Origin of the sequence: Streptomyces sp. NPDC092369 (genome assembly GCF_044755245.1) — a bacterium.
In the GTDB taxonomy this organism is placed as follows: domain Bacteria; phylum Actinomycetota; class Actinomycetes; order Streptomycetales; family Streptomycetaceae; genus Streptomyces.
Window position 1 is genome coordinate 1,851,677 of sequence record NZ_JBIVQP010000001.1, and the last position, 13,804, is coordinate 1,865,480.

A 13,804-nucleotide genomic window follows, 5' to 3' on the forward strand; every position below is an offset into this window, starting at 1 on the left:
GCTAGGCCGCCGCGGCGCGCTCCTTCGCGACGCTCGGGAAGCCGGGCGTGCGCAGCACCCCCCGGTCGGCGGTGACCGCGAACACCTCGCAACCGTCCAGCGAGGCCGCCCAGTCGATGCCTTCCGTGCCCATCGCGAAGGCCGCCGTGGCGACCGAGTCGGCCTCCGTGAGGGTGCCGGCGACGACGGTCAGGCTGAGCAGACCGGTCGCGGGACGCCCCGTGCGGCCGTCGATGATGTGGTCGCCGCGCTCGTAGCGGGCGGAGGTGGCGACCGCGCCGTCGGTCAGCTCCAGGACGGTGCACAGCCGGTCGGCGTGCTCGGGGTGCCGTACCCCCACCCGCCAGGGCCCGCCGGACGCGACCACGTCTCCCCCGGCGTTGAGGCAGAACCTCCGGGCGCCGGCGGACGTCAGCAGCTCCGCCGCCCGCTGCACGGACCAGCCCTTGACGACCGCGCAGGGGTCGAGGGCGCGGCCGGGCAGCCGGACGTCGAAGGCGCCTCCCGTGGCGAGGCGGTAGTGCTCGCACAGGGCGAGGATCTCGTCGAGGTCGGCGCTGAGTTCGTGGCGCTCCACCTCACCGCGGTCGTAACGGGACACCTCACTGTCCGCCCTGAACGGGCTGAAGCGGGCGTCGACTTCGCGCAGCCAGGCGAAGAGGGCATCGGCTGCGGCCTCGAACTCGCCCTCCCCGTCGGCCTCTTCATCGATGCGGAGCGACACCGGGAAGCCCATGACATGGTCGACTCGGCGCATCTCAGCCCGCCTTCGCGTCGAGGGCGGCCTGGAGGGACTCCTTGTAGCCGTCGCTGGTGATCGTCGCGCCGGACACCGTGTCGATGTCCGCGCTCTGCTTCTCCAGCGTCTGCGAGATCAACTGCGGTACGGCGGCCGTGGTCTGCGGGTGGTTCGGCTGCTGGAGCATCTTCACGGCGGTGATCTTGTCGCCCTCAAGGGTCACCTGGACCTGCACGGGACCCTTGTCCGTTTTCACGGTCGAACCGGAGAGGGTCTGCGAGACGGACGCAGGGGACGAAGAGGGCGAGGCCGACGGGGAGTCGGACGCCGACGGGGACGCCGACACCGCCTCGTCCTGCGCGTCGATCGCGGCCTGGAGGGACTCCTTGTAGGCGCCGCTGGTGATCGTCGCCCCGGACACCGTGTCGATGTCCGCGCTCTGTGCCTCCAGCGTCTCCGAGACCAGCACCGGCACGGCGGCCGTGGTCTGCGGATGGTTCGGCTGCTGAAGCATCTTCACGGCGGTGATCTTGTCGCCGTCGAAGGCCACCTGGACCTGGACGGGACCCTTCTCGGTGTTCACCAGCGTGCCCTTGACGACCGCGCCGGAGGACGAGGTGCCCGAAGAGGCGGACGGGGTCGAGGCGGGCTCGCTCGCTTCGGTGGTCGTCGTGCCGAGGGACGGCTCGTAGCGCCAGACCGGGACGAGACCGGCGATGCTCAGGACGACGACGGGTATGGCTCGCTTCACGATGGCTCTCTCAGTCTCTCTCAACCGGCCAGGCTGAAGCGCTCGAAGTGGATCTGCTGCTTGGGCACGCCCAGGTCGCCGAGGCTGCGCAGCACCGCGTTCATCATCGGGGGCGGTCCGCACAGGAAGACGTCCCGGTCGCCGATGTCCGGGACCAGCCGGGCCAGTTCGCGCGGCGCCAGCTTGTCGGGTACGGGCGGTCCGGTGACCAGGTGGAGTTCGGCGCCCTTGGCGAGGGCGAGGTCGCGCAGTTCGTCGTAGAGGACGGCGTCGCGGTCGGAGGCGACGCGGTACAGGACGACGGCGTGGCCCTCCAGGTCTTCCAGCAGGGCCCGGATCGGGGTGACGCCGACGCCGCCGGCGATGAGCAGGGACTCCGCCTTGGTGCGGTGCAGGGTGGTGAAGGCGCCGTAGGGGCCCTCGGCGAAGACGCGCGTGCCGACCTTCAGGTGGCGCAGGGCGGCGCTGCCCTCGCCGGCCGCCTTGGCGGTGAGGCGCAGGCTGCGGCCGTCGGGGGCGGCGGAGAGGGAGAAGGGGTTGGCCTGCCACCAGCGGTCCCGGGTCAGGAAGCGCCACAGGAAGAACTGGCCGGCCTGCGCGGGCAGTTTGTCGAGGTCCTTGCCGGTGATGGTGATCGAGACGACGTTGGGGGACTCGGGCACGACCGCCGCGACGCGGAACTGGTGGCGGGCGTTGCGCCACAGCGGCAGGACCACGCGGCCCAGGACCACCGAGCCGAGGGCGACGCCCCAGACCCCGTACCAGTACGTGGTCGCGGCGGACGAGGACGTGAACGTCGTACCGACCGCGACCTGGTGGGTGAAGGCGAGCACCACGGCGACGTAGGTGTAGAGGTGGATGAAGTGCCAGGTCTCGTAGGCGAGGCGGCGGCGGGCGTAGCGGGCGGAGACCGCGCCGACCACGAGGATGATGCCGAAGGCGACGACCGCGCGGAAGACGCCCTCGGTCGTCCGGGCCAGGTCGATGATCTCGCTGATCGGGCCGACGCCGGTGCCGTCCGCGTAGCCGAAGGTGATGAAGACGACGTGCGCCAGCAGCGTCCACAGGATGCCGAAGCCGGTCCAGCGGTGCCAGGACGTCAGCCGGTCCATGCCGATGCGGCGGTCGAGCCAGGGCAGCCGGGCCACGAGGACCAGCTGGAAGGCCATGAGGAGGGCGCCGTAGAGGCCGGCGATCCGGCCGATCACGATCAGCGCGTTGGAGGCGAAGCCTGCTTGGGCGAAGAAGTAGGCGACCACGGCCACGTTCGCGGCCAGCACGGCGTACAGGCTCGTGCGCGCCACCACCCTGGGCCGTATCGCCGTGGGGGGCGCGGGGGGCGATTGGACGGTCGTCACGGGACGGCAGCTCCTAGATCGGGACCTGGATACCCGAAGCTTGGCTGGCGGGAGCTGTCGTTTTACTGTCGGACAACTTTCAAGTACTTATCGATACGGTCGCCCGAGGACACCGGCCGTGGCATTCAGGCCTGAGTGGCGCACTATGTGCGGGTGGAAAAAGTACGACTCCTCGTCGTGGACGACGACCCGCCGATCGCCGACCTCGTCGCGACGGTCGCCCGCTACGAGGGCTGGGAGGCGGTCACCGCGAACTCCGGTGAGGAGGCGTTGCGGCGGGCCGCCGAGTTCCATCCGGACATCGTGGTGCTCGACCTGATGCTGCCGGACCTGGACGGCTTCGGCGTGCTCGACCGGCTGCGCGGCTCGGGGACGATGGTGCCGGTGGTGTTCCTGACCGCGCGGGACGCGGTCGCCGACCGGGTGGCCGGGCTGACCCGGGGCGGTGACGACTACCTGGTCAAGCCGTTCGCGGTGGAGGAGCTGATGGCCCGGCTGCGGACCGTGCTGCGGCGCAGCGCCGGGCCCGGGTTCCAGCGCTCGGTCCTCCAGGTCGCCGACCTGACGATGGACGAGGACACCCGCGAGGTGCGGCGGGGCGACAAGCTGCTCACGCTCACCCCGACCGAGTACGAGGTGCTGCGCTTCCTGATGCGCAAGTCGCCGACCGTGATGACCAAGGCGCAGATCCTCGACCATGTGTGGGAGTACGGCTTCGGGGGCCGCTCGAACGTCGTCGAGCTGGTCGTCAGCCGGCTGCGCCGCAAGCTCGACGACACCGGTGAGCCGCTGATCCACACCGTGCGGGGGTTCGGGTACGTGGTCCGGCAGGTCGCGGAGTGATCGGGCGGCTGCGCCGGACGTACGGGAGGCTGCGGCTCGGTACCCGCCTCGCGCTCGGGCTCGGGGCGCTGGCCCTGGTGGCGTTCGCCGTCGTCGGCACGAGCCTGACGATGTACATGCGGGACTATCTGTCGGCCCAGCTCGACGACCAGCTCGGCCTCGCGCAGACCGCCCAGTCCAAGAACATCGCGGCGAAGGGCACCCTGGAGGGCAAGAAGTACTACCGCTGGTACTACGCGGTGTACGACGTCAAGGACGGCGACCCGGTGCTGCGCAAGCCCGAGGACAGCTCGGACCTGCCCGCGGACATAAAGGACCTGACCGCCCTGGCCAAGGCGCAGGCCTCCGCCAAGTCGGAACTGCTGCGCACCCGGAACATCACGGGCGAGGGCGAGTACCGGCTGCGCGCCTGCGAGGTGCAGCCCGGGGTGGTGCTGGTCAGTGGGGCGCCGATGGACAACATCTACGACACCGTCCAGCAGCTGGTCGTCATCCAGGTGGTCGCCTTCGGGGCCGCGCTGCTGGCCCTGGTGGTGTTCGGCCGCCGGCTGCTGCGGCGCGGTCTGCAGCCGCTGAGCGACATGGCGCACACCGCGCACGGCATCGCCTCGCACGACCTGACCGAGTCGGCGGCGCGGCTGCCGCTGCGCGCGGACGAGCGGGGCGGCGGCCCGGAGGTCGAGGAGCTGCGTACGGCCTTCAACACGATGCTGGAGCACATCGACGACTCCCTCGCGGTCCGCGCGGAGGCGGAACAGCGCCTGCGCCGCTTCGTCGCCGACGCCTCCCACGAGCTGCGCACCCCTCTCATGTCGGTACGGGGCTACGCGGACCTCTTCCAGTACGCCGCCGCCAACGCCCCCGAGGAACGCGACAAGCACCTGGCCCGGCTGCGTGCCGAGGCCGCCCGCATGGGCGTGCTCCTGGACGACCTGCTGCTGCTCGCCCGCCTCGACGCGGCGGAGGTCGAGGCCCCGCTGCGGATGCGGGACGCGGACCTGGTGGAACTGGTCGAGGAGGCGTCGGACGCGTTCCGCGCGAGCCACTCCGACCATCCGCTGACGGTCGAGAAGGGTCCCGAGTCGCTCCGGCTGCGCCTGGACCCGCAACGCGTCCGCCAGGTCCTGGACAACCTCCTCACCAACGCGGCCGTCCACACACCCGTCGGCACACCCGTCTCGATCTCGGTCGCGGCCGAAGGCTCCGGCGCGGTGGTCCGGGTCACGGACGCGGGCCCCGGCATCCCGGCCGCCGACCGGGAACGCGTCTTCGACCGCTTCTACCGCGTGGACAAAGCCCGCAGCCGCGACCGGGGCGGCAGCGGCCTGGGCCTGTCGGTCGCGAACGCGCTGATCCGGGCGCACGGCGGGACGATCGAGCTGGGCGGCGGGCCGGGCGGAACGGTGTTCACCGTCCGGCTCCCGCTCGGCGGCACGGCAGGTCTTACGGACCCGTGACGTACGGGGCGTGAGCCCTCGCCGAGCCGGGTCGGCGCCCTAGCGTGGACGCATGCGTGTACTGGTCACCGGCGGTGCCGGGTTCATCGGGTCCCATGTCGTGCGGGCACTTCAGGCACACGGGCACGAGCCCGTCGTGTACGACGACCGCGCCGACCCCGCCCACGACGTACGGGACCCGGACGCCGTCCGCCGCGCCCTGTCAGGCGTCGACGCGGTCTGCCACCAGGCGGCGATGGTCGGCCTCGGCACCGGTTTCGCGGACGCCGCACAGTACGTCTCCCGCAACGACCTCGGCACCGCCGTGCTGCTCACCGCGATGGCCGAGTCGGGCGTACGGCGCCTCGTGCTCGCCGGGTCGATGGTCGTGTACGGCGAGGGGCGGTACGTCTGCTCCGCGCACGGGGTCGTCCGGCCCGGCCCGCGTGCGGTCGCCGACCTCGACGCCGGCCGCTTCGAACCGCCCTGTCCCACCTGCGGGGCGGACCTCTCGCGCGGACTGGTCGCGGAGGACGCCCCGGTCGACCCGCGGAACGTGTACGCGACGACCAAGCTGACCCAGGAGCACCTGGCGGCGGCGTGGGCCCGTGCCACCCCCGGTGCCTCGGCGGTGTCGCTGCGCTATCACAACGTGTACGGACCCGGCATGCCCCGCGACACCCCGTACGCGGGCGTCGCCTCCTTCTTCCGCTCGTCGCTGGCCCGCGGCGAGGCGCCGCGCGTCTTCGAGGACGGGCGCCAGCTGCGGGACTTCGTGCACGTACGGGATGTGGCGGCGGCCAACGTGGCCGCGCTGGAGGCGAGTTCGGCCGAAGGTGCGCTGACGGTCTACAACACCGGCAGCGGCGAGCCGCACACGGTCGGCGAGATGGCCCGCGCGCTGGCCGCCGCGCACGGCGGCCCGGAGCCGGTGGTCACCGGGGAGTACCGGCTCGGCGACGTACGGCACATCGCGGCCGACTCGACGCGGCTGCGGACGGAGTTGGGGTGGAAGGCGGGGGTGGGGTTCGAGGAGGGGATGCGGGAGTTCGCGGCGGCGGAGTGAAGGGAGTACAGGGGGTGGGACGAGGTGGGCGGCTCACCCCTCCGGCACGGGAACCGGCAGTGTCACCTCGAAGCGGCATCCCCCGGGAATGTTCCGTACGGTGGCCCGGCCTTGGTGGGCTTCCACGATGCCCCGCACGATGGCGAGGCCAAGGCCCGCCCCCGCAGGGGGAGTTCGGGCGTGAGTGCCGCGCCATCCGGTGTCGAAGACGCGGGGGAGGTCCTCCTCCGGGATGCCTCCGCAGCCGTCCGTGACGGACAACACCACACCTTCCGGGGAGCGTTCGGCGGCCACCGCGACCGTGCCGTCGGCCGGGGTGCGCCGGATCGCGTTGATGAGCAGATTGCCCAGCACGCGACTCATCTCCTTGCCGTCCACCTCCACCGGCACGGGCTCGACCCGGTCCCCGATCAGCCGTACACCGTGCTCGCTGGCCAGTGCGTCGGCCCCGGCGAGGGCGTCCCCGACGAGGTCGAACAGGGAGATCCGACTGGGGCTCAGCGCCAGCGCCCCCGCGTGGATACGGGAGAGTTCGAAGAGGTCGCCGACCATGTCGTTGAGGCGCTCGACCTCGGTACGGATCTGGCGCAGGTAGCGGTCGGGGTCGGCGGCGACGCCGTCCTCCAGGGCCTCGGACATCGCGCGCAGCCCGGCCAGCGGGGTGCGCAGGTCGTGGGAGATCCAGGCGACGAGTTCGCGCCGGGAGGACTCCAGGGCGCGTTCGCGTTCCCGGGACTCGGCGAGGCGGGCGCTGGTGCTCTCCAACTCCCTGCTGAGGGCGGCGAGTTCGGCGGTCGCCGGGCCCTCGGGGGTGGTGAAGTCGCCGCCGTCGCCGAAGGAGCGGGCGGCGAGCGCGAGGGCCTTGCTGCGGCCGACGACCCAGCGGCCGAGCAGCAGCGCGGTGGCCAGGGAGACCACGGTGGCCATGGCGACGACCGTCGTGACGACGCTCAGGTCATGGCTGGAGAGGAACATCGCCTGCGCGACGGCCAGCGTGCCCGCGAGCATCGCGGTGACGGCGACGGCGGCCACCACGGCGAGGTGCGCGACGACCGAGCGCCGCCGGATCAGCAGGAGTACGCCGGCCCCGAGGAGACCGGCCGCGGCGGCGCCGAGGAAGGCGAAGAGAGCTATGAGGACGGTGTCACGCATGGCTCAGGCCTCCTGTCCGGCGGCGTCGGGCCCTGCGGCATCCTGCCCCGACGCGTCGAACCGATAGCCGACGCCCCACACCGTCTGGATCAGGCGCGGCCGGGCCGGATCGTCCTCGACCTTGCCGCGCAGGCGCCGGACGTGGACCGTCACGGTCGACAGGTCGCCGAAGTCCCACCCCCACACCTCCCGCATCAGGTCCTCCCGGCTGTAGACGCGCCCGGGATGCCGCAGGAAGAAGGCGAGGAGGTCGAACTCCCGGATGGTGAGGGCGAGTTCGGCGCCGTCCTTGTCGGCGCGACGGGCCGCCGGGTCGAGTGAGAGACCGGCCGCGCGCAACGGGCCGCGCGGCGCCGACACGGGCCGGGCGCGGCGCAGGACGGACTCGACGCGCAGCACCAGTTCGCGGGGGCTGAAGGGCTTGGTGACGTAGTCGTCGGCGCCGACCTCCAGACCGAGGATGCGGTCGTCCTCGTCGCCGCGCGCGGTGAGCATGATGACCGGCACGGGCCCCTGCCCCCGCATCCGCCGGCACACCTCCAGGCCGTCCATGCCGGGCAGCATCAGATCGAGGACGACGAGATCCGGCCAGTGCGCGGCGGCCCTGGCCAGCGCGTCGGGGCCGTCGCCGGCCCGGTCGACCACGTATCCGGCCCGGTCGAGGTATCCGGAGACGACCTCGGCGACGGTGGGATCGTCGTCCACGACGAGGACCCTCGCCCCGTCCGGTGCGTACGGCTGCTGCTGCTCCATGCCGCCAGCCTCGCACCCGGCACACGCCGATGCCGCCGCAGGCCTCTGACGTCCGTGTTTCGTAAGGATCCGAAGTCCAAAATGCCCGTTTCCCATTCGTAGGGTGAGTCCGTGACGACCACCCCCTCCCCTTCTCCCTTCCCGGCCACGGCGCCTTCCGGCGTCGACGTCGTGCTCCCGTGTCTCGACGAGGCCGAGGCGCTGCCCGACGTCCTGGCGCGGGTGCCGGCCGGCTGGCGCGCCCTCGTCGTGGACAACGGCTCCACGGACGGTTCGGCCGACCTCGCCCGCGCGCTCGGCGCGACCGTCGTGCGTGAGGAGCGGCGCGGTTTCGGCGCCGCCTGCCACGCGGGCCTGCTGGCCGCCACGGCGGACATCGTCTGCTTCTGCGACTGCGACGCGTCCCTCGACCCGGCCGACCTGGTGCCCTTCGTGGACCGGATCCGATCCGGTGAGGCCGATCTGGTCCTGGGCCGGCGCCGACCGCAGGGCCGCGGCAGCTGGCCGCCGCACGCCCGGGCAGGCAACCTCGCTCTGGCCCAACTCCTGCGCCGCCGCACCGGGTTGCGCCTGCACGACCTGGGTCCTCTGCGCGCGGCCCGCCGCGAACCCCTCCTCGCCCTCGGCCTCACCGACCGCCGCAGCGGCTACCCGCTCCAGATGGTCGTGCGCGCCGCCGAGTCGGGCTGGCGGGTCGCCGAGTACGACGTCCCCTACCGCCCGCGCCTGGGCGCCTCGAAGGTGACCGGGACCTGGCGCGGCACCTGGCAGGCGGTACGGGACATGAACCGCGTACTGGCCGAGCGTCCCGCCGACGAGGGAGCCCTGCGATGACCACGACCACGCTCCTCGTCATCGCCAAGGAACCCCGCCCCGGCCGGGTCAAGACGCGACTGACCCCGCCGTTCACCCCGGAGGAGGCCGCGTCCCTCGCCGAGGCGGCGCTGGCGGACACCCTCGACACCGTGGCGCGCACCCCGGCCGACCGCCGGGTCCTGGTCCTCGACGGCGCGCCCGGCCCCTGGCTGCCGCCCGGCTTCGAGGTGGTACCGCAGTGCGAAGGCGGCCTCGACGTCCGGCTCGCCGCGGCCTTCGCCGGCTGCACCGGCCCGGCCCTCCTCGTCGGCATGGACACTCCCCAGATCACCCCGGACCTCCTCACCGTCGACTTCGCCGACTGCGACGCGTACTTCGGACCGGCCGAGGACGGCGGCTTCTGGTCCCTGGGCCTGGCCGCCCCCGACCCCGCCCTCCTCCTCGGCGTCCCCATGTCGACCCCGCACACCGGCGCCGCCCAACGGGCCCGGCTGGCGGGCCTGCGGGTACGGGAGCTGCCGTGCCTGCGCGATGTGGACACCGCGTACGACGCGGAGGTCGTGGCGGGAGCGGCGGCCGGGAGTCGATTCGCCGCGCGATGGACCGAGTTGAGCGGGGCGGGGGTCAGGTGAGCGGGGTGGCGAAGGTGGCCGAGCGGAGCGTCCGGCAGGGCGGCTCGGTCGAGGGGCGGCCCTGGTCCGCGGATCCGTACTCCGACGCCCTGCGCAGCGGTCGGGGCCCGCTCTTCCTGCGGCGGGCCGATGGCTGGTTGCTGCCGTTGGAGGTCGAGCGGTGGTGCGCTGACGCCGACGCGGCCGACCTGGAGGTGCTGCGGCGGTGCGAGGGCGCGGTGCTGGACGTCGGCTGCGGGCCGGGGCGGCTGGTGGCGGCTTTGGCCGGACGGGGCCGGCGGGTGCTCGGCATCGACGTGAGCGAGGCGGCCGTGGCCCGCACGGTCGCCCTCGGCGGCCAGGCCCTGCACCGGTCGGTCTTCGAACCACTGCCCGCTGAGGGCCGCTGGGGCACCGCGCTGCTGATCGACGGGAACGTCGGCATCGGCGGCGACCCGCGCGCCCTGCTCGACCGCACCGCCCGACTTCTCGCCCCCGGCGGCCTGTTGATCGTCGAGACGGTGGCGGGACTGGACGTCGACGAGCAGATCCACGTACGCGTCACCGACGCCCGCGGAACGGTCGGCACCGCCTTCCCGTGGGCACGGCTCGGCACGCCGGCCCTGCTGCGGCTCGGGGACCGCGCGGGCTGGCGTGCCGTCGATCAGTGGTCGGCCGACGGCCGCTCCTTCGTCGCCCTGCGCAGCCGCACGGTGCAGCGCAGGACGTAGAGCAGGGCCGAGCCGCCGAACAGCGCCGCCGTCAGCAGCAGCCAGCGGGTCGCGAAGCCGTCGGCGGACAGGCCGGTGGCGGCGGTGTAACGCCCCGCCACCTCGCCGCCGATGAGCGGGAACCACACCAGCAGAAGGAGCCCGGACAGGGCGGCGGGCACCCGGACGTACATCACCGCGCTCCGGTGCCGGCCCGCCACCCGCACGAGCGCGCGGTCCGCCGCCGCGTACAGCGGCAGCAGGACCAGGTCGTGGAGCAGGGCCGCACCGACGATCCACAGCGCGACGTCGAACCAGTCGCGGTCGAGGAGTCGCACCACCGCGTAGGCGGCGAGCGCGAACGAGCAGGCCAGCAGCAGGAGTTGGAAGGGGCTGCCGAGCGGGAGGCGCAAGCGCAAGGGGCTGCCTGGCCGCAGTCGGGGGCGGAAGGGGGTGCCGAACTGGAACCGGGGGCGCATCACAGAACTCCTGAGGTCGGTCGCGTCGCGGGTCGCCGGCAAGTCGTCGGCATCACAGGTCTCCGAAGGTCAACCGGCCCACCCACTTGGTGTTGAGCACTCCGGGCGCCGCGGGCACGATGATCCGCGCCGGGTGACCGTGGTCGGGGGTCAGTTCCGCTCCGTTGACGAAGAGGGCGAGCAGGGAGCGCGGGTCGGCCACCTGGTTGGCGCGCAGGGCCGCCCGGCGGAACGAACCGTGCATCTGCAGCGACTCGACGAAGACGTCGGTCGGCTCGTCGTGCCCGACCAGGGCGGCGAGGTCCCGCAGCCGTACCCCGCGCCACAGTTGGTCGGAGGTCGCCCAGCCCTCGACGCAGGCGATGGGCAGCGCGGCGCTGTGCAGGGGATGCCGGAGCAACTCGGCCCGGCTGAGCCGGACGGTGCCACCACGCCCCGTCACGACCAGCCGCCAGGCCTCCTCGCTCCTCTCGGCCGCGCTGATCCCGGCGTACGCGGCCGTCTTGTTGATCTGGAAGGCGCCGGGTCCGTTCCCGGGTTCGGCGCCACCGTGCGGGGCGAGGATCGCGCTCCACCGCAGCCCGTCGAAGCTCCGCCCCACCGTCGTAGCGAACAGCAGCAGCGAGCCGCCCCCGACGAACGCGACCGCTCCGCGGCGGGACACGGTGGTGGGACCGGGGTTCGGGGAGGTCAACTCGTTGCCGTCGCCCCGTAGTTCGCCCGGTCCGCCCGGCCGGCGCAGTTCGCGCAGATTCCGCAGGGCCACCGGCGTCTTCAGCACGGCGTGCGCGACGAACGCGGCGAAGAACACCCAGGCTCCGTAGAAGTGCAGGGTGTAGAAGGAGCCGGGGAAGATGTAGTCGAGCTGGACGTTCAGGACGCCGGTGACGAACTCGAACAGGCCGCCGCCGACGAGGAGCAACAGCGAGAGGCGTTCCAGGGCATGGGCCAGGGAGCGGGCCGGTGGCAGCGTGAACAGCTTGGGCACGACCGACCACAGCTTGGCCAGCAGGACGGGGATCAGCGTGATCCCGAGGGTGACGTGGACACCTTGGGTGAGCCGGTACAGCCAGTGCGGGTCGGTCGGCCAGGCGAACAGGTAGAAGCCGAGCAGCCCCTTGCCCGGGGTCTTGTCGTTCACCGGCGACAGGTCCGGGTTGTAGGCGGCGTACGACAGCAGTCCCGTCACGAACAGCACCGTGATCCCGCCGAGCAGGACGAGGCCGAGCAGCGAGGTGAACCGGGGTCCGCGCAACGGGCTGCGCCAGAACGCGGGCGAGAAGGGAGAGCGTGGCATGCCCCGACGGTAGGTCCGCGACCACCCTTGAGAGGGTCTGCGAATCATGACGAAAGTCTGACGTCCGCCCACGTCAGCGCCTCGGACGGGCCGCGGCGGCCTAGCGTTCCCGCGTGTACCGCGACCTTCTCCCCGGCCTGTCCCGCGTCCTTCGCCGACCCCCGGCCCATACCCCGCACCGCGACCTCGGCCGTGATGACCGTCGCCACAGCCGTCGCGATGTCCGTCGTGATCTCTACGCTGTCCTCGCCGCGGTCCTCCTAGTCCTTGCCGCCGTTCTCGTCGGCCGCGCGATCCAGCACCGCGACGGCTCCCTTCACGTCAACTGGCCGCCCCTGCTGGCGGACTGGGACCCGCACGTGGGCCCGGGCACCCCGGCCGCCATCGCCGTCGCGGTCGGCGTCGTCGCCTACGGCCCCGCGCTCGCCGCCCGGCTCCCCTGGCGCCCGCTGCTTCTCGCGGTCTGGGCGGCGGGGTCGGCGTGGACGTGGTCCCTGGCTCTGGTGGACGGCTGGTACCGGGGTGTCGCCGAGCAGCTGACGACGCGGAACGAGTACCTGCGCTCCGTCGGCAGCTTCCACGACATCCCGTACGCCCTGCGGGACTTCACCCGTCACATCCTCATCGACTCGCCCGACAACTGGCCCGCGCACGTCGCCGGGCACCCGCCGGGCGCCACCCTCACCTTCGTCCTGCTGGACCGGATCGGACTGGGCGGCGGTGGCTGGGCCGGCGCCTTCGTCATCACCGTCGGCACCACCGCGGCGGTCGCGGTCCTGGTCACCGTACGCGCCCTGGCCGACGAGGAGCTGGCCCGGCGCGCGGCCCCCTTCCTCGTACTGGCACCGGCCGCGGTATGGGTGGGCACCTCGGCGGACGGCTACTTCGCGGCCGTCGCCGCGTGGGCACTCGCGCTGCTCGGGCTGGCGGTCACGGGACACCGGCCGCGAGGGACCGGCCTCGCGTCCGGTCTGCTCTTCGGCCTGAGCGCCTATCTCTCGTACGGTCTCACCCTCTTCGCCCTGATCGCGGCGGCCGTGCTTCTCCTGGGCCACGTCCGCGCCCGCCCGCTGCCCTTCGTCCTGGCCGGACTCGCCGTCGCACCCGTCGTGTTCACCGCACTGGGCTTCAACTGGTGGGAGGCGTACCGCCTGTTGGTCACCCGCTATCACCAAGGCGCGGGTGGGGTGCGCCCGTACGGCTACTGGGTGTGGGCGAACCTGGCCGGTACGGCGATCATCGTGGGCCCGACGACGGCGGCCGGCCTGCGCCGTACCGGGGCGACCCTCCTGCGCCCCGGCCGGACGTCCGCCGCGCGCCTCGCGTTCCTCGTCGCCGCCGCACTGCTCGCCCTGCTCGTCGCGGACCTGTCCGGTATGAGCAAGGCGGAGACGGAGCGGATCTGGTTGCCCTTCGCCCTGTGGCTGCTGCCGGCCGGCGCGTTCCTGACGGCGCCGCGTGCGTGGCTGGCCGGACAGGCAGTGCTCGCGCTGCTCGTCAATCACCTGTTGCTGACGGGCTGGTGAGAAACGCGGCCGGGGAGAAAGCGCTGACATTCCGCCGTAGTCGACTGACATTACAACAGCGGCTTTTGGCTGCGGATGGACGGAATTCAGCGAGGAACAATTCCGCGCACAACTCACACGCCGACCGCGATACGAAATGTTTACGTGGGCTCCGCTCCCTGTCCGTAACGTTTCGGAGGCATGTGACGCGAGTGAATGCGAGCGCGGCTCGGGGGAATTTGGTCGCGGAATGGCCGGATTTTCGGATGTTTGGGATGAGCTGGCGCG

14 protein-coding genes are annotated in these 13,804 nt (G+C 72.6%); 7 read left to right on the forward strand and 7 right to left on the reverse strand.

The genetic code is table 11. The features are described 5' to 3' along the window. Nucleotide 1 precedes the first annotated feature (1 nt). From ACIQI8_RS08085 to ACIQI8_RS08095, 3 genes are read right to left on the reverse strand one after another with little or no spacing between them, the layout of a single operon-like run. On the reverse strand, nucleotides 2–757 hold the full coding sequence (locus tag ACIQI8_RS08085; protein ID WP_402346056.1) for an FAD:protein FMN transferase: 756 nt from the start codon (nucleotides 755–757) through the stop codon (nucleotides 2–4). A 1-nt stretch (nucleotide 758) separates the two neighbouring features. Beyond that, the gene (locus ACIQI8_RS08090; protein ID WP_402346058.1) at nucleotides 759–1,490 is read right to left on the reverse strand and encodes an FMN-binding protein; all 732 of its coding nucleotides are present in this window, start codon (nucleotides 1,488–1,490) and stop codon (nucleotides 759–761) included. A gap of 20 nt (nucleotides 1,491–1,510) precedes the next feature. Further along, nucleotides 1,511–2,848, reverse strand: coding sequence for a ferric reductase-like transmembrane domain-containing protein (locus ACIQI8_RS08095; RefSeq protein ID WP_402346059.1), 1,338 nt, complete (start codon nucleotides 2,846–2,848; stop codon nucleotides 1,511–1,513). A gap of 153 nt (nucleotides 2,849–3,001) precedes the next feature. Between ACIQI8_RS08095 and ACIQI8_RS08100 the strand changes: the two genes are divergently transcribed. Genes ACIQI8_RS08100 through ACIQI8_RS08110 form a run of 3 tightly spaced genes read left to right on the forward strand, consistent with a single transcriptional unit; the run spans nucleotide 3,002 to nucleotide 6,193 of the window. Further along, a complete protein-coding gene (locus ACIQI8_RS08100; RefSeq protein WP_185146008.1) occupies nucleotides 3,002–3,691 on the forward strand; it encodes a response regulator transcription factor in 690 nt (229 codons plus the stop codon). After that, nucleotides 3,688–5,148, forward strand: a complete 1,461-nt coding sequence (locus tag ACIQI8_RS08105; RefSeq protein WP_402346062.1) for a sensor histidine kinase — start codon at nucleotides 3,688–3,690, stop codon at nucleotides 5,146–5,148. Before ACIQI8_RS08100 ends, ACIQI8_RS08105 begins: the two co-directional genes overlap by 4 nt. Before the next feature lie 52 nt (nucleotides 5,149–5,200). Next, entirely contained in the window at nucleotides 5,201–6,193 is a 993-nt protein-coding gene (locus ACIQI8_RS08110) for an NAD-dependent epimerase/dehydratase family protein (RefSeq protein ID WP_402346064.1), read from the forward strand. Nucleotides 6,194–6,226: 33 nt separating this feature from the next. On the opposite strand, the gene ACIQI8_RS08115 is transcribed toward ACIQI8_RS08110, so the two are convergent. After that, nucleotides 6,227–7,345, reverse strand: coding sequence for a sensor histidine kinase (locus ACIQI8_RS08115; RefSeq protein WP_402346066.1), 1,119 nt, complete (start codon nucleotides 7,343–7,345; stop codon nucleotides 6,227–6,229). Between the two features lie 3 nt (nucleotides 7,346–7,348). Next, complete coding sequence (locus tag ACIQI8_RS08120) at nucleotides 7,349–8,098, reverse strand: response regulator transcription factor (RefSeq protein ID WP_402346068.1); 750 nt, start codon at nucleotides 8,096–8,098, stop codon at nucleotides 7,349–7,351. A gap of 111 nt (nucleotides 8,099–8,209) precedes the next feature. Here ACIQI8_RS08120 and ACIQI8_RS08125 point away from each other — a divergent pair, with 111 nt between their 5' ends. From ACIQI8_RS08125 to ACIQI8_RS08135, 3 genes are read left to right on the forward strand one after another with little or no spacing between them, the layout of a single operon-like run. After that, the gene (locus ACIQI8_RS08125) at nucleotides 8,210–8,932 is read left to right on the forward strand and encodes a glycosyltransferase family 2 protein (RefSeq protein ID WP_402346070.1); all 723 of its coding nucleotides are present in this window, start codon (nucleotides 8,210–8,212) and stop codon (nucleotides 8,930–8,932) included. Next, entirely contained in the window at nucleotides 8,929–9,546 is a 618-nt protein-coding gene (locus ACIQI8_RS08130; protein ID WP_402346072.1) for a DUF2064 domain-containing protein, read from the forward strand. Before ACIQI8_RS08125 ends, ACIQI8_RS08130 begins: the two co-directional genes overlap by 4 nt. Before the next feature lie 5 nt (nucleotides 9,547–9,551). Then, nucleotides 9,552–10,256 carry a class I SAM-dependent methyltransferase gene (locus tag ACIQI8_RS08135; RefSeq protein WP_402346073.1) on the forward strand — a complete coding sequence of 235 codons (705 nt, stop codon included), beginning with the start codon at nucleotides 9,552–9,554 and terminating at the stop codon, nucleotides 10,254–10,256. Here the strand turns inward: ACIQI8_RS08135 and ACIQI8_RS08140 are convergent. Then, on the reverse strand, nucleotides 10,190–10,714 hold the full coding sequence (locus ACIQI8_RS08140; protein ID WP_402346075.1) for a hypothetical protein: 525 nt from the start codon (nucleotides 10,712–10,714) through the stop codon (nucleotides 10,190–10,192). The genes ACIQI8_RS08135 and ACIQI8_RS08140 overlap by 67 nt on opposite strands. Before the next feature lie 52 nt (nucleotides 10,715–10,766). After that, entirely contained in the window at nucleotides 10,767–12,011 is a 1,245-nt protein-coding gene (locus ACIQI8_RS08145) for a molybdopterin-dependent oxidoreductase (protein WP_402346076.1), read from the reverse strand. Nucleotides 12,012–12,124: 113 nt separating this feature from the next. Between ACIQI8_RS08145 and ACIQI8_RS08150 the strand changes: the two genes are divergently transcribed. Beyond that, a complete protein-coding gene (locus tag ACIQI8_RS08150) occupies nucleotides 12,125–13,537 on the forward strand; it encodes a hypothetical protein (RefSeq protein WP_402346078.1) in 1,413 nt (470 codons plus the stop codon). Nucleotides 13,538–13,804: the final 267 nt, after the last annotated feature.